This window comes from Rhodococcus sp. IEGM 27 (assembly GCF_033142305.1).
Classification (GTDB): Bacteria; Actinomycetota; Actinomycetes; order Mycobacteriales; family Mycobacteriaceae; genus Rhodococcus_F; species Rhodococcus_F oxybenzonivorans.
The window spans coordinates 236,784-261,165 of the sequence record NZ_JAWLSG010000005.1 but is presented as its reverse complement, the minus strand read 5'-3'; the positions used below and the strand labels follow the sequence as shown (position 1 = coordinate 261,165).

Here is a 24,382-nt window from a genome sequence, read left to right as displayed (position 1 = left end):
ATGAGCGACCTCCACGTGGGTAGCCCCCGAAGCACCCAGTTACTTCGGCTTGCCACCGCCGGCAGTGTGGACGACGGCAAGTCCACTCTCGTGGGCCGACTGTTGTACGACACGAAGTCGGTACTCGCCGACCAGATCGATGCCGTCACCCGGGCCTCGGTCGACAAGGGTCTGTCCACCCCCGACCTGTCGCTGCTGGTGGATGGTCTGCGCGCCGAACGCGAGCAGGGCATCACCATCGACGTCGCCTACCGGTACTTCGCCACCCCACGCCGGTCCTTCGTGCTGGCCGACACCCCCGGGCATGTGCAGTACACCCGCAACACCGTGTCGGGCGCGTCCACCGCGCAGCTGGTGATTCTGCTGGTCGACGCCCGTAAGGGTGTGATCTCGCAGACCCGTAAGCACGCTGCAGTTCTGGCTCTGCTCGGGGTTCCCAAGTTGGTGCTGGCGGTCAACAAGATCGACCTCGTCGAGGATCCGGCCAGTGTGTTCGCCGAGATCTCGGCCGAGTTCAACTCGCTCACCAGTTCACTCGGCTGGGCGTCCGAGGACGTCCTCGAGATCCCCGTGTCAGCACTGCACGGCGACAACGTCGCGGTCCGATCGGACAACACGCCGTACTACGACGGTCCCACCCTGATCGAGCACCTCGAGTCCGTGCCGGTGGACGCCGAACCGCACCGGGTCGGCCTCCGCTTCCCGGTCCAGTACGTGATCCGACCCCGCACCCCCGAATTCCCGGATTACCGCGGATACGCCGGGCAGGTCGCGGCAGGTGCGGTGGAGCCCGGGGACGAAGTGGTGATCCTGCCGTCCGGTGTGCGCACCACGGTGACCCGGATCGATACCGCGGACGGTGAACTCGACAGCGCACACGCAGGCCGAAGCGTCACCCTGGTTCTCGCCGACGACGTCGACGTCTCGCGTGGCGACGTCATCGCCTCACCTGCAGATGCGCCGGAACCGCTCGGTGAGTTCGATGCCACCGTGTGCTGGTTGGCCGAGAAGCCGCTGCGTCCCGGGGCGCGCCTGCTCCTCAAGCACGGCACCCGCACCACCCAGGCTATCGTCGGCACCCTGGTCGAGCGTCTCAACGAGCAGGAACTCACCTCCGAGCCAAGCCCGGAGTCGTTGGAGCTCAACGAGATTGGGAAGATCTCGGTGCGTGTCGCCGAACCGATCGTCGCGGACGACTACACGGTGAACCGCCACACCGGCAGCTTCCTGCTGATCGACCCGGCCGGCGGCAACACGCTCGCCGCAGGCCTCGTCGGAGACGCCATCGCCTCGGTGGAGCTCGGCGAGCGCGTCTGAGTGCAGTGACGCCGCTGATCGCTGTCGCACACGGCAGTCGCGACCCCCGCAGCGCGCGGGTGGTGGCGGCTGCCGTGTCGGCGCTGCGCGAGAGACGTCGAGACCTCGATGTCCGCCTGTGTTTCCTCGACCTCACTGCGCCGTCGGTCGATCAGGTGATCGATGCGGTGGCCGCGGAGGGTCATGACTCGGCGGTGGTCGTGCCGATGTTGCTGGGCGCTGCCTTCCACGCCCGGGTCGACCTACCCGCACTTCTCGATGCCGCCCGGCGACGGCACCCCCGGCTCGAGGTCCGTCAAGCCGACGTACTCGGGCATGATCCCCGGCTCCTCGACGCCGTCCGTGACCGGATCGTCGAGGCCGGCGGCTCCACCGACGAGTCCGGTCTCGGGGTGGTCCTCGCGGCGGTCGGCTCCTCGGACCCGGCAGCGAACGACCGAACCCGGAGGCTGGCCGACGCACTTCTCGCCGGCACCCGGTGGTCCGGCGCTGTCACCTGTTTCGCCACTTCAACCGAACCGACGGTGCAGCAGGCGATTGCGCATCTTCACGCGTCAGGCGCGTCACGCATCGTGATCGCGCCGTGGTTCCTCGCCCCCGGACTGCTCACCGACCGGCTGAGCCGTGCAGCCGAGTCCTGCGCAGGCGACATCACCTACTCCGCCACCATCGGACCGCACTCCCGGCTGCTCGACGTCATGCTCGATCGGTATGCGGACACGCGCACCGAGTCGCGGACGTGCACTGTCTTGTCCGCCTGAGCACCCGCCGACCGGCACGACGACGCGAGCGAGGCCTAGGACGCCGCCGAAGCTGCGGACCCGAGACCTGCGTGTGCGCGGGATGGCGGCGGACGTCGGCGGCGTGTCCGTCGGCTGGGCGGGGGCCCGATCGTGGTCGTCATCAGTAGTGCACCTTCTTCTCGACGAACCGCATCTGCACAACCGTGACGACCATGAGGAGCACGAACATGATCATCGTGCCGGCGGCCGCCGATCCGGCCTTGAACTGGCGGAAGCCTTCGTCGTAGATGAACCAGCTCAGCGTGGTCGTGGCCCCGGCGGGTCCGCCCCCGGTCATCATCGCGATGAGATCGAAGGACTGGAACGCACCGATCACCTGCGTGACCATCAGGTCAGTCAATCAACCTGTTCGAAGGCAATCGTCACAAACCTTCACCGCGGCTTCACCGCCCTCCCTTGGCATTGCGCCACTCGGCCAACGTCCCCCGCCGCCGGGTGAAATTCCGCCGCGCTATGCCGTTCTCACTCCTACGCGGACCGTCGCGTCGGCACCGCAACCATTGGTGGCAGCGATTCCAGCAACGAAGCCCAGGCGCGGACCACGCCGATGCAAGCCGGGAAAGTTTCGCGCCGACAAGGGCTACGACTACGACATTCACTGACGGCGGCTGCTCGAACGAGGCATCGTCCCGAGGATCGCCCTCCGCGGCATCGAGCGAAACGATCGTCTCGGCCAGTACCCGTGGAAGATCGAACGCACCATTGCCTGGCTCACCGGCTACCGGCGTGTGACCATCCGCTACGAGCGTCACGGCGAACACTTCGCCGGCTTACTTCACCTCGCCGCCGCACTCACCTGCTTCACGAAGCTCACCACATGGGACACGCTCTCAGTCGTCCAGGTACTTCGCCATTCCGTCCAACGTGGCAGTCAGCTGCTTCTTGAACGTCTTCTGGATCGCTTTGCCGATAGGGCCGAAAAGCAGTGGGCTGCTGACGTCCAGTGCGATGGTGATCGTGGAGCCCTCACCATTCGGGGCGCAGCTCAGCCGAAGTGAGACCTTCGAGCCAGTGGAACCTGAGCCTGACAGGACCAAATCACTGGGGGGACAATACGTCTCGACTCGAAAATCGATCGTATCGGTGATGTTTGCGATCTTGACCTTCTCCACCATTCGAGTACCCACTTCGATGGCTCCCTGCGGGGCCTCCACCCACGCAGAGTGCAACGCATGCCAGTGCTCGTACGTCGTGGGATCGGAGACGGTCGCCCACACGTGAGCAGGCGAGGCCGGCAATTGACGTTCCATCGTGATCGGAGGAGCCATGGTGTTCCCTTCGCAGCAGCTGATGACAGCCTCCACTACCTCACAACGTTGACTCGAAGTCAACGTTGACACCAAGTCAATGAACTTCTAATGTGGGACTCCCACCGCACTCACACCCAGAGCGGTATCTACACACCCCGCCCCGGGTTCGACGACGTTTCTGTCGGCGGCTGCGAGGCACTCGCCCAATCCCGGAGTGCGCTCTCATCGCTCGGGCCCGGCCGAACCGAAAGTGAACTCATGACTACAGCAACAGACCCGTCCTCGGTTGCCACGGGGGCGGACGTCCTGAACAATCTTCGCGCCCTGGTTCCCGAACTGAAAGCCGGAGCATCGGAGAACGAGGCGGCTCGGCGGTTGTCCGAGGGGACCGTCGATGCCTTGAAGGGAGCCGGAGCATTCCGCGTTGCCGCGCCCGCCCGATTCGGGGGACTCGAGACCAACCTGCGCACCATGCTCGACGTCTCGGCCACCATCGCCGAAGGCGACGGTGGTGCCGCATGGGTCACCACACTGTCCAACATCAACGACTGGGCACTCGGAGTCTTCTCCGACGAAGCGCTGTCCGAGGTCTACGCTGACGGACCGGACACCATCATCTCCGGCGTCGTGACACCGACCGCAACTGCTCGGAAAGTAGACGGCGGCTATCGCGTGGACGGCGAGTGGGCCTACGCTTCCGCGAGTCTGCATTCGGCCTGGTGCACGGGCGGTGTGCTCGTCGTGGACGAGGACGACACCATGATCGACCAGGCGATGGCGCTGATTCCCCGAGCGGACTACTCCATCAAAGACACCTGGTACGTCGCCGGCATGCGGGGGTCGGGCAGCAACACCGTGGTCGCCGACGACGTCTTCGTACCCGAGCATCGCCTTGCCTCGATGTTGCCCATGATGGACGGGTCTTACATCGCCGAACGGCCCGATTCCGCATTCGGGCGTTCCGCATTCGGCCCCATGCTGGTCATGGTTCTCGTGGGACCACAGCTCGGAATGGCACGAGCAGCACTGGATTTGGTGAAAACCAAGGCCAGCGAGAAGGCGCTTGCGTATACCACTTTCGAACGCCAGTCGGATTCGGTGGCATTCCAGATGCTCCTGGCAGAGGCTGCCCTGAAGATCGATACCGCTCATCTTCATGCCTACCGCGCCGCGGACGACGTCGAGCGATGGGCGATTGCCGGGGAATATCCGGATGTGATCTCCCGTGCTCGCGTTCGAGGAGATGCAGCTGTCGCACTACGCAGCGTGAACGAGGCCCTCAACATGTTGCTCGATGCAACTGGGGCCGGAGCATTCGCAGAGGTCAACGCCCTTCAACGCATTTGGCGCGATTCCAATGTGGGCGCACGCCATGCAGTGATGCTGCCGCGCGTATCGATCGAGACGTACGGGAAAGCGTTGCTCGGCGCTGAAGCGCACGAACACATCACCCCGATCATCTGACGAGCACGGCCATGTCCGCCCGCGCGTACCCGTCCGCAGGTGAACACGACGACCAGAGCTTCCCAGCACCGTGTTCCGACCACACCGCGGAACTAGAGGCGATCGCGTCGAACGACCGTGAAGCCCTCGTCCGCCGCGCGTTCGGGGCGCGTGTAAGCAGTCATTTGGCGTCCGGTGGTCTGCTGGTCGTCGCGCGGCCCAGCAGCGACGGGATCCTCGTCCTCGCGGCCCACAACGCCACAACAGCGGCAATGGCGTTCCTGATCCGCCACACCTCGGGGTTTGTCCAGATCGCCTTGCCCGAGAGCCGTTGTGGGCGCTTGCAATTGCCGCCAATGAACGCCTTCGACCGCGGATTCGTCCGAATGTGCGTCGGGGTGGATGCGATAGACGGTGTCGGTACCGGAATATCTGCGTCGGACCGAGCCACCACCAGCCGGCGTTTGCTCGATCCGGCGGCCGAACCGAGCCATTTTACCCGTCCGGGACACCTCGTTCCCGTATGCGTCGAGAACCACGGGATGAAGAGTCCCCTCAGCTCGGCTGCGGTGGCGCTGAAACTGGCCGGACACATCGAATTCAGGAGTGCGAAACTCGAATGGACCTTTCACTGTTCAAGAACGCCATGGCCCGAGTGACAGGACCGGTCGCTGTCATCACATCGTACGAAGACGATGCGCCGTATGGAACGACGGTCAGCTCGTTGGCATCGCTGAGCCTGCGCCCTGCCATGATCTCGGTCGCTCTCGACAACGCGTCCTCGTTGCTCGACATCGTCCAACGAACCCAGACCTTCGGCATCAACATTCTCTCGGTCGACCAGCACGAGAGTGCAGCGCGCTTCTCAGGGCCCAGGGAGCACAGGTTCACGGGCACGGCGTGGGACCTGCACGGAGGACTTCCTCGATTGGCAGGCACCTCAGCATGGCTGGAATGCACGGTCGCAGCTGACTTCGTCTGCGGCGACCACACCTTGATCATCGGTTACGTCACCCACTGCTCGGTCGAGGAGCACGCACCCCTGGCCTACAGCATGCGTACCTACGGCTCGATCGACATACATCCCTCGGCCATCGAATTATCATCATGATCGACGCCAACCGCCGTCGCAGGGTGACCTACTCGTGGCGTGTGGACCGTTCCATCAGGCCTGCGGGCGGCCGACACGACGGTTGTCATCGACCGCACCGCAGGTATGGGCGCTGAACGTTGCGCCGACGGCGCGACAGTCCAGAACGCGTAAACTGCGCATTGCACGATGCGACAATCGCTACACGACACGAGATTGGAAGTCCGGTGCCGAACTCAACCGCCAGAATCGCCGCTCGCGCCGCACAAGCGGCCGAGACCAGGCAGCGACTGGTGGATGCCGCTGTTCGTCTGTTCTCCGACCTGGACTACGACAAGGTAGGGGTGTCGGAACTCGCGCAGGAAGCAGATGTGGCCCACGGTCTGCTCTTCCATTACTTCGGCAACAAGCGGGGCATCTACCTCGAAGCGATGCGTGTCACAGCAGAAGCCCTGACGCGCCAGTTCGCCGGCGTTCGCGCAACCACGCCCGCGGGTCAGATTCGGGAAGCGTTGACAGCCCACCTGCGGTATCTGAGTCGACATCGTGGTCTCGCACTGCGCATGGTGCTGGGCGGTCGAGGTGCTGATCCCGAGGCCTGGGCAGTGTTCGAGAACGCCCGAACGTCGGCGCTGACGTATGCGGCACACATGCTGTCCCTCGATCCCCACAACCCAAGTCTCCGTCTCGCAGGCCGCTCCGCCGTGGCGGCAATCGACGAGGCGACCGTGCAGTGGCTCGAAGACGAAGACCGCTTCAGTATCGAACAAATGGTCGATTGGGCAGTCCAGCTCACTGTGGGATGCCTTCGATCCGCCGAAGTTCTCGACCCGACACTGACGCTGGACTCGGCGATACAAGCCCTGCTCGAAACAGCTGACGAACCGGAATAGGAGCTGAAACCTTCTGAAGGACACGGGTTCTCGTTCTATACGGCCGAGCGCGCCACCACATATCGAGAGTTCGCCGTCGGAGAGGCAGCACACCGCCGAAGAGCACCCCGGTGACTGCGATCGGCGCCTACAAGATCGTCGCCCTCGAGGAGCACCCCTCATAATGGACACTGCCATCGCATGGGCCGCAGTGTGGGCCGCAGCCGAAGGAGCGAACCCGAACGCGGATGTCGGTAGAACCATCCCGGGCACTCGGCCCGAGCGCTTGTTCGAACTGGGCGAACAGCACATCGCCGACATTGCTGCCTCGCTGCCCGACCGATTCGACGATGGCAGTAAATTTCGACGGTGTCGCGGGGTGCACGCTACTTGATACGGCGAGGGCGCAGGCACCGTCGGGGCCGAAGACGTGATGCACCAGTCGGCATGCCCGTCGGGCGTAGTCTCGAGACCTCAGATATCGGATGGGTCGTTTGGGTCACGCACGCCGGCCGATAAGACTCGTATCGACTACCGAAATGTGCGGACACCAGTTCGGCACGGCACACAAAGAGCAAGGGGTATGTGGTGAAGACAGCTATCGTCACCGGAGCGTCATCGGGGATCGGGCAGGCCGTAGCAACGGCGCTCGTCGACCGCGGGTACCGGGTGATCGGGACGAGCCGGAACAGTTCCACGGTGAGCGACCCGGCGCGAGGTGTCGAATACCGCGATCTGGACCTCACCGACCGAGACTCGATCCGCAGTTTCGTCGACGCTCTCGACGGGGTAGAGGTCGACGTGCTGATCAACAACGCAGGCGAATCTCAGTGCGGTCCTCTCGAAGAGCTACCCGCCGATGCCGTGCAAAGGTTGTTCCAGCTCAATGTCTTCGGCGCCGTGGAGCTGACTCAGTTGTTGCTCCCAGGAATGCGGCAGCGGCGACGCGGCAAGATCATCAACGTCGGGTCCATGTTGGCCAGCTTCCCCCTCGCGTACCGGTCGTCGTACGTGGCCACCAAGGCCGCCATCAAAGGATTCGCCACAGCCGCACGCTACGAGCTGCTGCCGTTCGGCATCGACATCACCACCGTCGAACCGGGTTCGATCGCCACCGGGTTGTCAGGACGCCGAACGAAGTACATAGGTAGCCGATCCCCTTACGCACAGCGCTTCTCCTCCGCAATCTCGGTACTCGATGCCAGGGAGGCGCAGGGTATCTCAGCGTCCAAGGTCGCACGGACGGTGGTCAAAGCAGTCGAGGACAAGAAGACCCTCCCTCTCTACGCCGTAGGCAGCAACGCCCCAGTTGTGTTCTTGGCGCGAAGGTTGATGCCGCGCACGGTGATCGAGTCCGTCATGGCCAAGGCGTACGGCATCGGCACTCGTACACGACGAGGTTGACTTCGCGACGGTCTTGGCACTGGCGTACGGCAGTCTTGCCGCGAATGGACGGCGAACACGACGTTTCATCGACTGCGGCAGGGTAGTCGCGTCACAGAATCGGATTGCCGTCGAGTGACTGTCGTCGGATAGCGAACTCCGAAGAGGTGTGAGGTCCGCGTCGACACAGAGATACAACTATCAGCTTCGGAGTATGGTGTCGAAATCCGACTCGAAATTGCACTCTAGAGCCCCGACCAGAATGGGCGGAGGCATTCGCCGAGGCCTTCGGCTTCACGGTGGCGTTGCGGACAGCCGAGGAATTGCACCTACGCAGCACCGCAGCCGGCTCACCGTGCGTACTGATCCGCAAAAGCGCCCGGACGAAGTGCCTCGGGGCGGCGTTTCTCGCCGCCGACGGCGGCGATGTGATGCGACTGGCCGAGACCACCGGCCGTCGCGTCGATCGGCTCCTCGGACACCGTCGGCGGAATCGGGGTCACTCTCACCGATCCGACATCGTGGTCTCGCACTGTGCATGACCGAATCAGTATCGAACAAACGGTCGTTGGACAGCCCAAGGCACTGGGGGATGTCTTCGATCCACCGAAGTTCTCGACCCGACATTGACGCTGGACTCGGCGATACAAGCCCTGCTCGAAACAGCAGACGAATCGGCATAACCGGAGCGTCGCCTGCCCGAGTCGACGACGCGAGCTCTCGCCTTGCAACCCTCGGACGAGGAGCACCGATACCTCGGCCATGCACCCGGCAACGCCCGAAGCGAAAGAGGGTACCCGTCATCACCGCACCAACGACCACGACACCGCGAAAACCCGCGTAGTGCCCGGCGTGCAAACAGGAAGGCAGGCAAGGGTGTGTCCCTGTAGCCATGAACACGTGGGCTGTGAAGCTCACGCACCTGTTGCTGAGCGAGAGGGGGCGACGGTCGAGCCCGCGGCCTCGATGAGGCCGAACAACGTCCCGACAGTCAGCTCGACCACAGGGTCGAGGTCCAACTCGGGGTTGTCGAAGTACTCGTCGGCAGCTCGATCGAGAAATCCCACCCATCCACTCAGTGCAGCGCGCGTCAACGGCGACAGGGGCTCGCTTACGCCGACGAGATCTGCAACCTGTCGAGCGCCCTCCGTCTGGGCGTCTCGGACCACACGCTCCACATCGGGGTCGGCCAACATACCCTCGCGAAGCATCTTGACGTACACGGTTCGATAGGTCTCGAGAAATTCGATGTGCCGCCGTACAAATCCTTCGAGACGTTTTTGCGGGGTGTGTTCATCCGATTTTGGGCTCTGGAACGCAGCAAGTTTCGTCAGAACATCCGACAACGCTGCCGTCACCAGACCCCGCTTGTCGGTGAAGTAATAGAACAGCAGCCCATGCGCGACGCCTGCCCGCCGCGAAATAGCGGCCGCGCTGATGTCGGTATCGCCACCTTCGCCGAACAACTCGATCGCCGCGTCGATGAGGGCTTGCCGCCGGTCTCGGCGTGGCCGGGTATCGCGCCGAGCACGGGCACCGGCTTTGGACGCTTCTGTCGCCATGTAAGCCACGCTAGCGGACGGCGGCTGCGCCATCCGAGCGATTGACTGATAGTCAGTTTCATTGACTTGAAGTCAAAGTGTCACGTAACGTGGGTCACATGATTACTTCGCAGCCTGGGAACAGCCGGCCCATGGCGCCGGACCTGATCGCTCACTGGGTGGTGAAATCAGCACGCCGCGATGAGCTGGTGCAGTGGTACGGCACTGTGTTCGGCGCAGAGGTCACCTACCAGGACGACACTGTGACCTTTCTGACCTGGGACGACGAATCGCATCGCCTCGCGATCATCCCGGTACCGAAGCTCGTGAAGTTCCTCTTTCCGTTCGCCAAGTTTCGGCGGAAGGCCTACGGAATCGACCACATCGCGTTGACCTTCCATTCGCTCGAGCGGCTACTGGAGAACTACGTGCGCCTCGAGCGCCAGGGAATCCGACCGGTATGGAGCATCAATCACGGGCCGACGATCTCGCTCTACTACGAAGATCCGGACGGAGTGCGTCTCGAGTTCCAGGTCGAGAACTACGCTCCCGGTCACGAGTCGGACTTCTTCTACACTGCCGAGTTCGCTGACAACCCGATCGGCGTCAACATCGACCCCGACTACCTGCTCAGTCAACTCCGCAACGGCGTTCCCGCCGAGGAACTCCGCCGCCGTGAAGCCGGAGTCAGGCCGGGTCGACGTGTGGTCGCAAACAAGAAGACCCTCAACTTTCGAACCTTGTGACAACCTCCTCGACCGCCCGAAAATCCTGACCCAGAAAGCGACCTCCGATGAGTATCAGCGTTGTACGAACCACCGACGCCTGGTGGCGCCTCGACGGTGACCGAGCAGTACGCATCGACACCGCCGCCGCGACTACCGAAGAGCTACTCGCCGACCGCGGCAGCATCGCCACAGCGACGGGAACAACCCGCGACGTCGACGACCTCGAATTGCTCTCTCCTGTAACCGCTCCCTGCCGCGTCGTGGCACAGCTGCTCAACTACCGGTCACACGCCATCGACACCGGAGCCGACCCGAATACGTTGCAACCGACATTTTTCCGAAAGTCGTCGGCGTCGATCAGCGGACCGACCGACCCGATTCGCACACCGGCCGAAGTGAGCCTGCTGGACTACGAAATCGAACTCGGTATCGTTGTGGGCGCCGAAATTCCCATCGGCACTACCGTCACCGCAGACACCCTCGCGAAGTACGTCGCCGGGTTGGTCGTGACGAACGACGTCTCCGCTCGCGAGATACAGTTGACGAAAACCCAGGTGTACGAGAGCAAGTCGTATCCCACCTTCACCCCGGTCGGCCCACGCCTTGTGCTCCTGGAACAAGAAGAGCTCATCCGTATCCCCGAGCTTCGCATGACACTAGCCGTCAACGGTGATGTGCGTCAGGACCAGCTGATCGGCGATGACCTGATCACCCCGCCCGCGGAGGCGCTCACCCGACTCTCCCGATTCCAGGCCATGGCACCGGGTGATCTCCTGCTGACCGGCACACCGATCGGTACCGCCATCTCCGCGCCCCCCAAGATCGTGCAGAAGATCGGCGAACTTCTCCCACCTGCACTCAAATGGAAGATCTTCTTCGCCCGCCAGCAGAAGAATCCCAAGTACCTCTCGGTCGACGACGTCGTCACCGCAGGCATCCGCACTGCCGACGGGACGCTCGACCTGGGTGTCCAGAACACAATTGTGCGATGACCCCGACTCGGCACTCAACGGTCGACGCACCGGTGGTGATCGTCGGTGCAGGACCGGCGGGTGCAACAGCGGCTCTCCTACTCGCTGCCCGGGGAATACCCAGCGTGGTCATCGAACGCCGCACAACGCCGTTGTTCCATCCCGCCGCACATGTCATCAACGCACGAACCCTCGAGATCTGGCATCAGCACAGTCCGGATCTTGCCGCGAAGATCGCGGGCATGTCGCCTCCGCACGAGACCGTCAATCTGATCAGCTGGTACGGCTCCCTTGCGGATCCGCCGATCGGCTCGATCGACCTTCTCTCCGACCCCGAACGCAAAGCGGAGGTCGAAAGTCAGAGCCGGTACATGGTCTCACACATCGGCCAACACATCCTGATGCCGCTACTGTGGGACGCCCTGGGCTCCGATCCCCTCGTCGACTTCCGACGAGGGATGACCGTGTCCGCCGTCGAATCGGCAGCCCATGAAGCGACAGTATCGACCACGTCGGCGGACAGGGTTGCCGCGCAGGTTCTACGCACGCAGTACGTCCTGGCATGCGATGGCGCGAACAGCGCGACCCGCGCCGCCGCCGGTATCACGCTCGACGGCCCGGTCCTGGCGAACATGGGCAGCGCATTCTTCACCTCCACGACGCTTTTCCCGGACGACGCGCGGCCATTGCTCAGTTGGATCTACACCCCCGAACTGTGCGGAGTGCTGATCTCCCACGCCGAACACCGCTACATCTTGATGACCGCGTACCTGCATCCCGGGCAGGACATCGCACTCGACAGCCGACGGTACTGGGAGAATATTCTGCCGACAGTACTGGGCGACAAGGATTTCGAGCTGGAGTCGACGGGCACCTGGATGATGACATCCCAGACCGCGGATAAGTTTCGACGCGACCGCGTTCTACTGCTCGGCGACGCCGCGCACAGATTCCCGCACACCGGTGGTTTCGGGCTGAATTCCGGCGTGCAGGACGCGCACAATCTCGCGTGGAAGCTCGACGCTGTGCTCTCCGGGGGTGCGTCACCCGACCTGCTGGACACCTACGAACCCGAGCGTCGACCAGTGGTGGAGCAGTTCGCCGCACAGAGCGTCGCCAACCACTTCCGTCTCGACGACATCGGCAGGCATGTCGGAGTTACCAATACGATGCTGCACAAGGCGACCGAGGCCGTGCGGCGCCACCCACTCGACTGGATCCCGGGCCGATTGATCGCCCCACTCGCTGCCTCCGCGACGAGACGGAAGATGCGCCGTGCCCGGTCGCTGGATCCCGATCTTCCAGGGGCAGCCGAGCTCCGGCAGCGCATCGCCGACGCGATTCCAGGTCAAGTCGAGCACTTCGTCTCCACGGGCCTTCAGTTCGGTTACATCTACGCCAGCCCGCTCGTCGCCGCCGACGCGGCCGAAAAGCCAGCCGACGATGTCGTCGACTACCGGCCGACCACTCACCCCGGCGCGCGATTGCCCCACGCACTGGTTGCGATCGGCGGCATGACCATCCCAGTTCACGACGCAGTGGACCACACCCGTTTGACCCTGCTCTCCTTCGACGGCGACAACTGGAAACGGCTGCTCTCTCACAGAGCCGTCCCCTCCCCCGGTATCACCGTCGTCACTATCACTCCAGTGACCCGACATGACCTCACCCCGTTGGTCGAGCTGTTCGAAGTCGGCGAGTCGGGCGCAGTGGTCGTCAGGCCGGACGGACATGTCTTTTGGAGAACCTCATCACCGGCCGAAGTCGCGACACCAGAGCTGCTCGACGCCATCCGACACCGGTGGGGCACGTTCTACACGAGCACGCCGAAAACACCGCCCTCACCAGCGGACGGCAGCGAACTCGTCGGTGGACGATCGCCCTGATCCGGCGAAACGACGGATCGGAAGTGCCAGACGATCTGACGGCGGCCGCGCGCCGCTGTCGCATCGTGCCCGGGCGCTGCGCCCAGGGAACAACGATGTAGGCACCTACACCAATTGTCACTGGCGGCTATTCTACCGCCGGGTGCACCGCGGCCCGGGAGTGGTGGGTCCTCGGCTACACCGGGCCGGTAGCTATCGTCGGTGCGGACGACAACTGCGCGTACTCCGACCCGCCTTGCCCGAGCAAATCCTCATCGATACCGCTGCCGATGACGCTGTGGTATTCCACCTTCAAGGGCTCGACCTCGATGTGATGGGTTCGCCGGCGACGACCCTTGGTACCGAAAATCGCACCGTCACAACGGCTGTCGGGTACGAATTGCGTGCTCCTTCATCTTGAGAGGTCACTTCGAGCTTGATTACATGGCACATCGAGCCGCCTTTCATACCAGCGCCCGGTTTCGTCGGGCTCAGTGACCGTGAGCGCCAGAGTCGTAGCGGCCGATGACGGTGATACCCAAGAGGAGTTGAAGGTTCCATGTCCAGAAGGCGCAGTCCGGCAACGGCTGGTGCTATCGGAATGCTCGTGATTCTGCTGGCAGCAGTGTCAGCGATGGCACTCGATTCACTGCCCCTGATCGGGGCCGGCCCGACCTATCACGCCGAGTTCTCCGAGGCGGCAGGACTCGCACCCGGCAACGAGGTGCGCATCGCCGGTGTCAAGGTCGGCAAGGTTAGTGCACTCGAACTCGACGGTGGCCACGTCGACGTAGCGTTCAAAGTGTCCGACGCCTGGATCGGCGACGAGACCTCAGCGTCAATCCAGATCAAGACGATCATGGGCACAAAATATTTGGCGCTCGACCCCCGCGGGACCGACGTGCTGAAACCGGGCGACGCGATACCGCTCGACCGCACCACGTCCCCCTATGACGTCATCGATGCGTTCTCGTCCGCGGCCAGGACGGTCGGCGCCATCGACGGCGACCAACTCGCAGGGGCCATGACATCGCTGTCGCAAGCGTTCGAGGGCACCCCCGCCGAGATCCGGGCTTCCCTGGACGGTGTCAGCAGGCTCTCCGGCGCCGTGGCGAGCCGAGACCAGGAACTGCGGAGGTTGTTTGACACCACCGCGAACACCTCGAAGGTGTTGGCCGACCGCAACGCTCAGTTCACGCGGCTGATTGCCGACGCCGGAGTGCTCCTCGACGAGCTCAATCACCGACAGCAAGCGATCTCACAGCTACTCACTGGGACGCAACGTCTTTCGCAGAAACTGTCAGGCCTGGTCAAGGACAACGAGGCGATCATCGGCCCTGCTTTGCAACAACTTGGAGCGGTCGTGAAAATACTGCGTGAGCACAATGAAAATCTGGACAAGTCAGTGAAACTGTACGAACCCTTTACCCGCCTCTACACAAACATTGTTGGTAACGGCCGCTGGTTCGAAGCGGCCTTCGTGAATCTTCTTCCGCCGGCACTGCCTGATGTCCCAGGCCCGCGCGAACCCGTACGCGCGTTACCAGGAAATTGATCGGCTTGCTGTGGATCACGCGGCCATCGGCTCCACCGTATGGCCAACACCTGAACTGATGACTCCAGTCCAGCGTTTTTGCGCTCAGATCCAGCTCGTCGAGAATTGGAATCCCGGCAGTGTCGGATCGATGGCCTTATGGGGCGTGCGTGCGCCGGCGTGGATCAGGTGGGTGAGCACGACGTGGAGCGGGTTGATGGTCTGGGTGCGGGTTTTGACCAGTCATCGCTGAGGATGTCCTCGAGTCGGCGTTCGTCTGCAGGGGTCGCGGCGACGACGACCGCTGCGCACAGGGCGGGTTCGAGGACCGCTTTCGCGGCGAGGTAGTGTTCCGGGCTGAATCCCCGGTGCCGGAACAGGTTTTCGAATGCGCGGAGTACCGCCTCGATGCCGCCGTCGAGGACGTAGGTGCCTCCGCCGGCACCGACCTGGACGTCGACCAATCCTTCGCCTTCGAGGCTCATGGTGGCCTGCCTGATCACAGCCCTGCTCACCTGGAACTCCTGGGTGAGCTCTCCCTCGGTCGGCAACCGGTCACCGGGCCGGTAGTGACCGTCGAGGATTGCCTCGCGAAGTTGCTCGGCCACGGTTTCGTAGAGCAGTCCGCGCGTGGCCGGCTTGAACGTCGTCATCGTCTCGATCTCCAGGCGTGGTCTGTTTCGGGTGAGCGGGGTGCTCGATGTCGGATGTCGGTGGCGGGGCGGAGGCTCCGCGAAAGCGCCGCGGTTGGGATCCGCGCCGACGCGATCTCTCCGGGTTTCGTCAGCTCCCCGGCCACCGACGAAGCGGTCGACGACACCGGCCGCGAGTACATGCGGGGACTGCATCTGATCCAACGCCCCGGCACCGGTCACGACATCGCCGCCCTGGCGCTATACCGACTGCAACCCGGCCGAGCCGAGGCAACGGCCGACGCACTGGCCGCCCAAGGACACGACGCGTGGGGCACCACCGTCGACCTCACCGACCCCGAGGCCGCCCGCGCATGGGTGACCGACGGTGCTGCTCGCCTCGGCGGTATCGATGTGCTGTACAACAACGCTGCCGGGTTCGTCTTCGCTCCCTTCGCCGAGATGAACTACGACCTCTGGAAGAGCACCCTCAGCGCCGAACTCGACCTGGTCCTCACCCGTCACCAACGCCGCCTCGCCGCGCCTGATAGCGGACGGGGGCGGCGCGATCATCAACGTGGGTCGATCTCCGGGATGCGCGGCATCGCCGCGCTCGGCCAGGCCGCGCACGCGGCAGCCAAGGGTGCGGTTATCGCCTTGACGAAGACCCTTGCCCGCATCCGACGACGCGGGCACCTTCCCGGACCTGGGCGGCCTGGCCCAGTCCCCCGTCAGTCCCGGTGATGAGGACCCGCTTGCCGTGCAACCGGCCGCGGCCCACGGATGCACTCTCTGTGGGCGCCGCGGCTTCTGTGGGTGTAGTGGTCATCTCCTGCGCTTTCGTCGAGTGGTTGCGATGAATTGCGCGCAAGACAACGCCCACACCGAACAGTGTCGCCACGAAGACGATCAGCGCCTTGAAGCGGTGACGCCTTCGGGACCGTTCCCCTTCCACGCGATCTCCTGCCCCCGGCCTCTCGCGGCAGTGTCCCGCACGATATCCATCGGTGCAGAAAGGACCGCGTAATGCCTGTCCGGTTCTCGGACTGTCCACCTAGCAGAATCGACGCCAGCCCCATGCTCGGTCTTGTACAACGGATGAAGTCCGGCGAATTGACCTCCCGAGTCACACCCATTCGCCTCTGGCGCACCGCCGTCGTTCTGGATCAAACTGAAACAGAGGCGAGGGAGTCCACCATGGCTACTGAGATCATCCGGCACGGAATCGTGGCGGGCATCGACGGATCGGACGGCTCAGTGGAGGCGGCGCAGTGGGCCGCCTCCGCAGCGGAGCGCTTCGAGGAGCCGCTGCGCCTGGTCCACGTGCTGCCCAAGCATCCCGAGTCACGCGGCCGGGCGCCCGCGGGGGAGCCCCGGCACGACTTCCGCGCCGAGGCAGAGGCGCTCCTCGCGGCAGCGGAACGCGCGTTGCGTGATGGTCGTGCCGACATGGAGATCGAGCGGAGCATCGTCGACGGACCCCCGGCACGCGTGTTGATCGATCTGTCCCGTACCGCGCGGATGATCGTCCTCGGGCCTGCGGCCACCAGTGAAATGAAATCGGTGTATGCCGGTTCCGACGTCGTGCGGGTGTCGAACCACGCCGAATGCCCGGTCGTTGTGTGGCGTGGGATCCAGGGCCACGAGGTCAGCGGCAATCGCCCGATCGTGGTGGGTGTGGACGGCAGTGAACTGAGCGACATGGCGGTGTCCCACGCCTTCGAATTCGCGTCCTTCTTCGGCGCCCCACTGGTCGCCGTGCACACCTGGGCGGAGCACTCCACGTTCGGGGCGTGGTACTCGGAGGCGCGGCGATTCATGGACTGGACCGACCTCGTTCAGCACGAGGAGGCCTGGCTCGCCGAGAGCCTTGCCGGATGGTGCGAGCAGTACCCCGACGTGGAGGTCACGCGGTGCCTCGAGCGGGGCGGGCCGATGAAAGTACTCCTCGAGTACTCGTTCGGGGCGCAGTTGATTGCCGTCGGCAGTCACGGGCGCAGCCCCTTCACCGCGTCGTTCATCGGCTCCACCAGTCAGAGCCTGATCCACCACGCACGGTGCCCGGTGCTGGTCTGCCGTAAAGGCTGAGCGGACGCAGGCAATTGCGATCAGGCTGATTAATATCGACGTAGTACAGAACCAATCTCGTGCCGGAATCCGGCGTCGCATCCAGCAATCCACAATGCTCCTGAACTGCGTCTTTTTGGTTGACAGCAGTGTCACAACACACCATGCACAGCGTGCAGAAAAGGCAAGTGTTTTCATCAGGCAAAATCGAATGCGCCACAGATTGCGACACCCCATTTCGCGTTTATAGTTTCCGGCATGCCGGAGCCCCAGTCGTACCTTGTCTGCGCGTCGCAGCGTAGTGGCAGCACTTTGCTCGTCGAGTCACTGCGCGCCACCACGGTGGCTGGCAATCCTGAAGAGTTTTTCCAGTATTTGCCGTCCACCAGCCGGTCACCGCAACCGCGGCAGTGGTTCGAGGATGTCACCGACGAAGCGGTGCTCTCGCTCCTCGCGCCGCTGGAACCGGGGGTCGAGGACACCCGCACGGCCGAGCAGTGGCGCGATCAACTACTCAGCCTCGGGCGCACCCCCAACGGGATGTGGGGCGGAAAGCTCATGTGGAACCAGGTGTCCCTGCTGCTCGATCGCGCGGCGGGGTTACCCCACCGTTCCGGGGCCGATCTCCGGTCCGCCCTCGACGACGTTCTCGGCACGGACATCACTTTCATTCACGTGTACCGGCCCGATGTCGTCGATCAGGCGGTGTCGATGTGGCGGGCCGTCCAGACCCAGGTTTGGCGCGACGACGCGACTCCGCCGGCACCGAACGACGGCGCCGAGTACAACGCCGAGGGCATCGCCCACCTTGCGCGGAACTTGCGTGACCAGGAGCGCGCCTGGCGCGACTGGTTTGCGGCGGAAAACCTGTCTCCTCTCGAGGTCAGCTTCACCGATCTGGTGGCCGATCCGCAGGCCACCACTGCCAAGGTTCTTCTTGCGCTGGGGTTGGATCCGGACTTGGCACCGCCGCCGCCACTGAAACGCCAGAGCGACGGCCGCTCCCGCGAATGGGCAGAACGCTATCGCGTCGAAGCAACGGCGAAGGGGTACCCGGTATGACCCACGGTTCTATCGTTGCGGATTCCAGATCTGCGGAATCCACAGTCGCCGCGGTCGAGGAACTCCGCGCACTCGAGGCCGAGGCTGTGCACATCATTCGCGAGGTCGTGGCCGAACTGGAACGGCCGGTACTGCTCTTCTCGGCCGGCAAGGACTCGATCGTTCTGCTTCGCCTCGCGGAGAAAGCATTTCGCCCGTCGCCTGTTCCATTTCCCGTGCTCCATGTGGACACCGGTCACAACTTCCCGGAAGTACTCGAGTTCCGGGACCGGCGGCTCGCCGAGGGCGGGCACTCGCTCCTCGTCGCGTCCGTGCAGGAATCGATCGATCGTGGCCGGGTCACCGAGGCGGGCGGTCCGAGCGGGTCACGGAACCGGCTGCAAACGCGCACGTTGCTCGACGCGTTGGAACAGCACCGATTCGACGCCGCGTTCGGTGGCGCCCGGCGGGACGAGGAACGCGCCCGCGCGAAGGAGCGAGTGCTCAGTTTCCGCGACGAGTTCGGCCAATGGGATCCGCGTGCGCAGCGCCCCGAGCCGTGGTCGCTCTACAACGGGAGAATTCGCCGGGGCGAACAGGTGCGCGTGTTTCCGTTGAGCAATTGGACGGAAGTCGACATCTGGCGGTACATCGAACTCGAGAATCTCGAGCTGCCGTCGATCTATTTCGCACACCACCGCACAGTGTTCGAGCGTGACGGGATCCTTCTGGGCGTGTCCGAACACACGCAGCCCGCGCCCGGTGAGGTGGTGCAGGAACTCCGGGTCCGATATCGGACGGTCGGCGACCTCACCATCACGGGTGCCGTCCTCTCCGAGGCCGACGACGTCGCGGGGGTTATCGACGAGATCATGGCCGCCACCGTCTCCGAACGCGGCCAGACCCGAGCCGACGACCGAACGTCGGCTGCAGCAATGGAAGACCGGAAGCGCGAGGGCTATTTCTGATGACCATCACCGCACCGCGCCAACTGCTGAGACTCGCGACCGCAGGCAGTGTCGACGACGGAAAGAGCACGCTGATCGGCCGGCTCCTTCACGACACCGGAAGCCTGCCCATCGATCACCTCGACGCGGTGACCGACGAAAATGGAAACGCGGACCTGGCCGCCCTGTCCGACGGCCTACGGGCCGAACGGGAGCAGGGAATCACGATCGACGTCGCATACCGCTTCTTCTCGACCGCCTCCCGTAGTTTCGTACTCGCCGACACGCCCGGGCACGAGCGGTATACCCGCAACATGTTCACCGGGACGTCCAACGCACACGTTGCGATGTTGTTGGTCGATGCGCGGACCGGAGTGCTCCGCCAAACCCGGAGGCACGCACGCATCGCCGAACTGCTCGCAGTGCCCCACGTGGTGGCAGTCGTCAACAAGATCGACCTGGTGGGTTTCGACGAGGCACGCTTCCGGGAGGTCGAGTCCGACCTACGCATACTTGCCGGGCATCTGGGTGCGGCCGATCTCACCGTGATCCCTGTGTCGGCGACACTGGGCGACAACGTCGTGCACCGCTCCACCACCACTCCGTGGTACGCAGGTCCCACTCTGCTCGAGTATCTCGAATCCGTGGAACTCGCTGCCCCATCGGCGAACACCGCTCAGCTGCGCTTGCCCGTCCAGTGGGTTGCGCGCCCGACTGAAGGCCGCCGACGGCGCTACACCGGTCGACTGTCGGCCGGCACTCTCACAGTCGGCGACGAAGTTGTGGTGTTGCCCGCGGGCGCGCGAAGCACGGTGACCGCCCTCGATACGCTCGACCCCGAACGCTCCGTCGCCGTCGCGCCCCTGTCGGTGTCGCTGGAACTTGCCGACGACATCGACGTCGCACGGGGCGATCTCATCGTCAGTGCCCACGCCGATGCCTCGGCTCCGGTGCCGGCGCGAGAGATCGATGCGACCGTGTGCTGGCTCGGTGAAACCCCTTTGCGTGCCAGCGATCGCATCGCCGTGAAGCACACGTCCCGCACCGTTCGCGCCACGGTGCAGGCGTTGCACACTCGACTGGACCCGGAAACTCTCGACGAACACGACTCCCCCGCCGAACTCGCTCTCAACGACATCGGCCGAATAACGCTGCGCACCAGTACCGTCGTCCTCGCCGACACGTATGCGGAAAACCGGGATGGTGGCGCATTCATCCTCATCGACGAGAGCAGTAACGACACGATCGGCGCCGGCACTGTCCTCGATTCCCGGGAAGTGGTACCGGGAGCGCAGACGAGACGCGATATCACTTGGCACCCTTCTTCTCTCGACCGTGGCCGTCGATGGGCGGCGACGGGTCAGCGCGGCGCCACCATCTGGCTCACCGGGCTTCCCGCGTCGGGGAAGTCGACGGTGGCTGTAGCACTCGAACGCACGCTCGTCGATGCGGGGCGAACGGCGTATCTGCTCGACGGCGACAATGTGCGGCACGGAATCTCCGATGATCTGGGGTTCAGCCCAGGGGACCGCGCCGAGAATATCCGGCGAGTCGGACACCTCACCCGATTGTTCGCCGACGCCGGGGTGGTCGCGATCGCCTCGATGGTGTCTCCACTCCGGTCGGATCGCACCATTGCGAGGGTCCTCAACGAGGCGGCGGGACTGCCGTTCCTCGAGATTCACGTGAGCACGCCGGTAGAGGAATGCGAACGACGAGACCCGAAGGGCCTCTACGCTCGTGCGCGGGCCGGCGAGCTGCGTGGCCTCACAGGTGTGGACGCGCCTTATGAGGAGCCTGATGATCCGGACCTCGCGTTCGATACCACGGGTGCCGATCTCGACGAGCTCGTACAACGCATCCTTGCCGTACTGGCCCGACACGAGGTTCGGTAGCGCTGGCGCGGCGCCGTCGAGGCCCGAGGCCGGATCTACTCACGCCCGCGCGGACCGGAGTACGGCGTCGTAAAGGGCGACGCGATCATCGAAAGGTCGCCGGACCCGGCCGAAATCCTGCACGGCGTCGGAGCCGCGACCCGCTACGACGACGACGTCACCGGGTGCGGCCCGCGTGACCGCGGTCGCGATGGCCTCGCCGCGTTCGGGGACGACGAGTACCTCAGCGGTCTTCACCCTCCGCGCCGCTCGTGCGACGTCGTCCCGCAGCACCTCGGCATCTTCCGAGAACGGGCTTTCGTCTGTGACGACGACGATGTCGGCGAGCTCGGCCGCCGTCGTCCCCAGTCGGGCACGCTTACCCGGATCACGATTGCCGGTCGCCCCGATGACGACGATGACCTTGCCCCGGGTCAGGGAGCGAAGATACGGGAACAACCGCCGCTGACCTCCCGTGTTGTGCATGTAGTCGACGAAGGCCAGGAAGGGCTGGCCGGCGTCGATCGCTTCGAGACGACCCGGCACGGTGTCGAGGCCCTCGATTCCGGCGATCGCGCCGTCGAGGTCGACCCCGCGCACAGTCAGGGCCGTGACGGCGGCAAGTGCGTTGTCCACCTGATGGGCTCCCAGGAGCCGAAGTCGAATCGTGGTCGTCCTCCACGGGCCGTGCAACCTGAACGAAGTTCCACCCTCGTCGGCGTGCACGTCGTCGCCGTAAATATCTGCCTTCGCAGACCTCGAGGAAAAGGTGAGACGGGGCACGGACACAGTGGCGGCAAGGCGGCGACCGAATTCGTCGTCTATGCCGATTGCCGCCGTCGCACAACGCTCGGCGCTGAACAACCTGGCCTTCGCGGCAAAATAGGAAGCCATATCTTTGTGGAAATCGAGATGGTCCCGTGCAAGATTGGTGAATACGGCTACACCGAACGACGTTCCGTCGACGCGATGCAGCGCGAGCCCGTGGCTGGAGACCTCCATCGCCACCGCGGAGACACCCTGGTCCCGGAAAGCGGCGAGAGTCTGGTGGAGTTCGGAGGCCTCGGGAGTGGTCCGGACAGCGTCCCGCGAACCGCGGCGTCCCCGCACCGTGATGCCGGTAATCCGTCCGGCGGTAATTCCGGCGCCGTTCAAACCTGCCTCGAGTAGATATGCGGTGCTGGTCTTTCCGTTCGTTCCCGTCACGCCGTAGACATCGAGTGCGCCGGAGGGATTTCCGTAGAGTACGGAAGCGAGCGGACCCACAGCACACCGCGGATCGTCCACGACGATGGTCGGCAGGAGTTCCGACGGGTGGTCACTCAGCATCGCGACCGCACCACGCGAGACGGCTTCGGCTGCGAACGCGGCGCCGTGCCAGCGCTGGCCGGGCAGCGCCGCATAGAGGTCGCCCGGCCGGACGAGACGCGAGTCCTGACTGATACCCGTCACGACTTCCTCCCCGGTCCCGAAGAGCACTGCCGCCCCGCCGAGGCGGCGCAGCACCTCGCGCAGAGGTGTGGGCGGACGGGACCGGCAGTCGATGCTCACGCTCTCAGTGCACCACTGCCGCGGGGCGTGCGAGGGCTGAACCGGATCTTCGATCCGGCATTGTCAGGTGTCGGTGTTGTTCCGCGGTTCGTCGAGGATGCCGCGCTCCGCGCTGTACGCCGACCGCACATCGGGCGTGCGGTCCAGTTTGGCGAGATACTTCTCCATTGCAGTTCGGGCGTAGGCGGTGCCCTCCTCATCGCTCGGAATGGCGTCGCCGGTGGCCCGCCGCCACGCGTGAAGCTCGAGCGACAACTCGGCCTGGATGCCGGCAAAGGAATCGGTGTCTGCGACGTTGACGCGTTCGTCGGGATCGGCAGCGAGGTCGTAGAGCTCCCTGCTCGGACGTGGCGCGAGGTGCTCGGTACCCATCGCGTCGCCGGACAAGCTGTTCTGGATGTCGAGCGGAAGGTCGAGAACGGGCCGGGGCGCGTAGTTCTCGATGTAGCTGTACTGCTTCGATCGCACAGCGCGGATCGGGTCGAACGTGTCGTGGAAGGTCTTCTCGGTGAACACCACCTCGCGCGCCTGGTCGTTCGACGCACCCAGTAACTGTTCGGCGTGGGAGACGCCCTCCACCTCCGCGGGCACCGGCACACCGAGCAGCTCGAGAAGGGTGGGCACCAGATCCACACCACTGAACAATCCGTCGTAGACACGGGGCGCCGCGCGCAACCGGCGCGGTGGGCGGATGATCGTCGCGATCCCGGTACCCGGCGCATACAGGGTCGACTTGGCCCGGGGGAACGCTTCGCCGTGGTCGGTGAAGAACACGACCCACGTGCTGTCGTCGAGTCCCTCGGCCTCCAGCGTGTGCAGCAGCCGTCCAACGGCCGCGTCCGCCACCTCGATCGAACCGTGAAACCCGGCCAGGTCTTCGCGCACCTGCGGCCGGTCCGGCAGGTACGAAGGCACCGCGAAGCTCTCCGGGTCGGCCGGCCGGTAGCGGTCCGCTGGGTACGGGCGGTGCGTCTCGAAGAAACCAGCCGTCAACAGGAACGGCTGTGGCGGGAATCGGGACAACCACCCGGACGCACGATCGGTGACGTAGTCGCAGTACGAGTTCGTCACGTCGTACTCGTGGTAGCCGAGCCGCTTCGGGTACGCCGTCTCGTGCTGCATGCCGAACAGGGCCGTGTACCATCCGGCGTTCGACAGAAGAGACGGCAACGTCTGCACGTCGTCGTGATACTGCCATCCATGATGGGCGAGTCCGACGAGACCGTTGCTGTGCGGGTAGCGGCCCGAGAACAGTGCGCCGCGCGACGGGGAGCACAGGGGTGCCACCGCGTGCGCGTCGGTCAGCCGCACTCCCTCCGCGGCGAGCCGGTCGAGGTTCGGACTTCGCACACCGGACGCACCGTAACAACCCAGATGCCTCCCGAGATCGTGCCAGTGCACGATCAGCACGTTGTCGCGGGTTACGGGCACTGCCGGAGTTGTCACAATCGCCTCCTCGTCGGCACGGGATTA

24 protein-coding genes and 1 pseudogene are annotated in these 24,382 nt (G+C 64.4%); 18 read left to right on the top strand and 7 right to left on the bottom strand.

Annotation, left to right across the window (positions count from 1 at the left end):
• Together R4P95_RS19205 and R4P95_RS19200 are read left to right on the top strand one after the other, a co-directional pair.
• Positions 1-1,317: a sulfate adenylyltransferase subunit 1 gene (locus R4P95_RS19205; RefSeq protein ID WP_213572530.1), complete on the top strand. Its 1,317-nt coding sequence runs from the start codon at positions 1-3 to the stop codon at positions 1,315-1,317.
• Between the two features lie 5 nt (positions 1,318-1,322).
• Entirely contained in the window at positions 1,323-2,078 is a 756-nt protein-coding gene (locus R4P95_RS19200) for a sirohydrochlorin chelatase (RefSeq protein WP_317746249.1), read from the top strand.
• A gap of 142 nt (positions 2,079-2,220) precedes the next feature.
• On the opposite strand, the gene R4P95_RS19195 is transcribed toward R4P95_RS19200, so the two are convergent.
• Positions 2,221-2,448 (bottom strand): hypothetical protein, encoded by a 228-nt coding sequence (locus tag R4P95_RS19195; protein ID WP_317746420.1) that lies wholly within the window; start codon positions 2,446-2,448, stop codon positions 2,221-2,223.
• 166 nt (positions 2,449-2,614) lie between these two features.
• Between R4P95_RS19195 and R4P95_RS19190 the strand changes: the two are divergent.
• Positions 2,615-2,824: pseudogene (locus R4P95_RS19190) on the top strand (IS5/IS1182 family transposase); the annotation flags it as partial.
• A gap of 126 nt (positions 2,825-2,950) precedes the next feature.
• On the opposite strand, the gene R4P95_RS19185 reads toward R4P95_RS19190, so the two are convergent.
• The gene (locus R4P95_RS19185; protein ID WP_317746250.1) at positions 2,951-3,388 is read right to left on the bottom strand and encodes an SRPBCC family protein; all 438 of its coding nucleotides are present in this window, start codon (positions 3,386-3,388) and stop codon (positions 2,951-2,953) included.
• A gap of 240 nt (positions 3,389-3,628) precedes the next feature.
• On the opposite strand from R4P95_RS19185, the gene R4P95_RS19180 reads away from it, so the two are divergent.
• The 6 genes from R4P95_RS19180 (at position 3,629) to R4P95_RS19155 (ending at position 8,179) form a co-directional block, all read left to right on the top strand.
• On the top strand, positions 3,629-4,834 hold the full coding sequence (locus R4P95_RS19180) for an oxidoreductase (protein ID WP_317746251.1): 1,206 nt from the start codon (positions 3,629-3,631) through the stop codon (positions 4,832-4,834).
• 11 nt (positions 4,835-4,845) lie between these two features.
• Complete coding sequence (locus tag R4P95_RS19175; protein WP_317746252.1) at positions 4,846-5,472, top strand: 3,4-dihydroxy-2-butanone-4-phosphate synthase; 627 nt, start codon at positions 4,846-4,848, stop codon at positions 5,470-5,472.
• The gene (locus R4P95_RS19170) at positions 5,433-5,924 is read left to right on the top strand and encodes a flavin reductase family protein (RefSeq protein WP_317746253.1); all 492 of its coding nucleotides are present in this window, start codon (positions 5,433-5,435) and stop codon (positions 5,922-5,924) included. The genes R4P95_RS19175 and R4P95_RS19170 overlap by 40 nt, the downstream gene beginning before the upstream one ends.
• Positions 5,925-6,130: 206 nt before the next feature.
• Complete coding sequence (locus R4P95_RS19165; RefSeq protein WP_317746254.1) at positions 6,131-6,796, top strand: helix-turn-helix domain-containing protein; 666 nt, start codon at positions 6,131-6,133, stop codon at positions 6,794-6,796.
• A 163-nt stretch (positions 6,797-6,959) separates the two neighbouring features.
• Positions 6,960-7,169 carry a hypothetical protein gene (locus tag R4P95_RS19160; protein ID WP_317746255.1) on the top strand — a complete coding sequence of 70 codons (210 nt, stop codon included), beginning with the start codon at positions 6,960-6,962 and terminating at the stop codon, positions 7,167-7,169.
• Between the two features lie 194 nt (positions 7,170-7,363).
• Complete coding sequence (locus R4P95_RS19155; RefSeq protein ID WP_317746256.1) at positions 7,364-8,179, top strand: SDR family oxidoreductase; 816 nt, start codon at positions 7,364-7,366, stop codon at positions 8,177-8,179.
• 329 nt (positions 8,180-8,508) lie between these two features.
• Here R4P95_RS19155 and R4P95_RS19150 read toward each other — a convergent pair whose 3' ends face one another.
• Entirely contained in the window at positions 8,509-8,667 is a 159-nt protein-coding gene (locus R4P95_RS19150; RefSeq protein WP_317746257.1) for a hypothetical protein, read from the bottom strand.
• Positions 8,668-9,072: 405 nt separating this feature from the next.
• Positions 9,073-9,720: a TetR/AcrR family transcriptional regulator gene (locus tag R4P95_RS19145; protein WP_317746258.1), complete on the bottom strand. Its 648-nt coding sequence runs from the start codon at positions 9,718-9,720 to the stop codon at positions 9,073-9,075.
• Positions 9,721-9,818: 98 nt separating this feature from the next.
• Here R4P95_RS19145 and R4P95_RS19140 point away from each other — a divergent pair, with 98 nt between their 5' ends.
• The 4 genes from R4P95_RS19140 (at position 9,819) to R4P95_RS19125 (ending at position 14,818) form a co-directional block, all read left to right on the top strand.
• Positions 9,819-10,445 carry a VOC family protein gene (locus R4P95_RS19140; protein WP_317746259.1) on the top strand — a complete coding sequence of 209 codons (627 nt, stop codon included), beginning with the start codon at positions 9,819-9,821 and terminating at the stop codon, positions 10,443-10,445.
• 47 nt (positions 10,446-10,492) lie between these two features.
• A complete protein-coding gene (locus tag R4P95_RS19135) occupies positions 10,493-11,419 on the top strand; it encodes a fumarylacetoacetate hydrolase family protein (protein ID WP_317746260.1) in 927 nt (308 codons plus the stop codon).
• A complete protein-coding gene (locus R4P95_RS19130; protein ID WP_317746261.1) occupies positions 11,416-13,284 on the top strand; it encodes an FAD-dependent monooxygenase in 1,869 nt (622 codons plus the stop codon). Before R4P95_RS19135 ends, R4P95_RS19130 begins: the two co-directional genes overlap by 4 nt.
• A gap of 538 nt (positions 13,285-13,822) precedes the next feature.
• Positions 13,823-14,818 carry an MCE family protein gene (locus R4P95_RS19125; RefSeq protein WP_317746262.1) on the top strand — a complete coding sequence of 332 codons (996 nt, stop codon included), beginning with the start codon at positions 13,823-13,825 and terminating at the stop codon, positions 14,816-14,818.
• Between the two features lie 164 nt (positions 14,819-14,982).
• Here the strand turns inward: R4P95_RS19125 and R4P95_RS19120 are convergent, their stop codons facing one another.
• Positions 14,983-15,450 (bottom strand): FadR/GntR family transcriptional regulator, encoded by a 468-nt coding sequence (locus R4P95_RS19120; RefSeq protein WP_317746263.1) that lies wholly within the window; start codon positions 15,448-15,450, stop codon positions 14,983-14,985.
• 54 nt (positions 15,451-15,504) lie between these two features.
• On the opposite strand from R4P95_RS19120, the gene R4P95_RS19115 reads away from it, so the two are divergent.
• The 5 genes from R4P95_RS19115 (at position 15,505) to cysC (ending at position 21,379) form a co-directional block, all read left to right on the top strand.
• Positions 15,505-16,173, top strand: coding sequence for an SDR family oxidoreductase (locus R4P95_RS19115; protein ID WP_317746264.1), 669 nt, complete (start codon positions 15,505-15,507; stop codon positions 16,171-16,173).
• A gap of 453 nt (positions 16,174-16,626) precedes the next feature.
• Entirely contained in the window at positions 16,627-17,517 is an 891-nt protein-coding gene (locus R4P95_RS19110) for a universal stress protein (RefSeq protein ID WP_213572532.1), read from the top strand.
• A 237-nt stretch (positions 17,518-17,754) separates the two neighbouring features.
• Complete coding sequence (gene stf0, locus R4P95_RS19105) at positions 17,755-18,558, top strand: trehalose 2-sulfotransferase (RefSeq protein ID WP_317746265.1); 804 nt, start codon at positions 17,755-17,757, stop codon at positions 18,556-18,558.
• On the top strand, positions 18,555-19,505 hold the full coding sequence (cysD, locus tag R4P95_RS19100; RefSeq protein ID WP_317746267.1) for a sulfate adenylyltransferase subunit CysD: 951 nt from the start codon (positions 18,555-18,557) through the stop codon (positions 19,503-19,505). The genes stf0 and cysD overlap by 4 nt, the downstream gene beginning before the upstream one ends.
• Entirely contained in the window at positions 19,505-21,379 is a 1,875-nt protein-coding gene (gene cysC, locus R4P95_RS19095) for an adenylyl-sulfate kinase (protein ID WP_317746268.1), read from the top strand. The genes cysD and cysC overlap by 1 nt, the downstream gene beginning before the upstream one ends.
• Before the next feature lie 39 nt (positions 21,380-21,418).
• On the opposite strand, the gene R4P95_RS19090 is transcribed toward cysC, so the two are convergent.
• Both R4P95_RS19090 and R4P95_RS19085 read right to left on the bottom strand, forming a co-directional pair.
• Positions 21,419-22,909, bottom strand: coding sequence for a UDP-N-acetylmuramoyl-L-alanyl-D-glutamate--2,6-diaminopimelate ligase (locus R4P95_RS19090; RefSeq protein WP_317746269.1), 1,491 nt, complete (start codon positions 22,907-22,909; stop codon positions 21,419-21,421).
• 63 nt (positions 22,910-22,972) lie between these two features.
• A complete protein-coding gene (locus R4P95_RS19085) occupies positions 22,973-24,355 on the bottom strand; it encodes a sulfatase (protein ID WP_317746270.1) in 1,383 nt (460 codons plus the stop codon).
• Positions 24,356-24,382 lie beyond the last annotated feature (27 nt).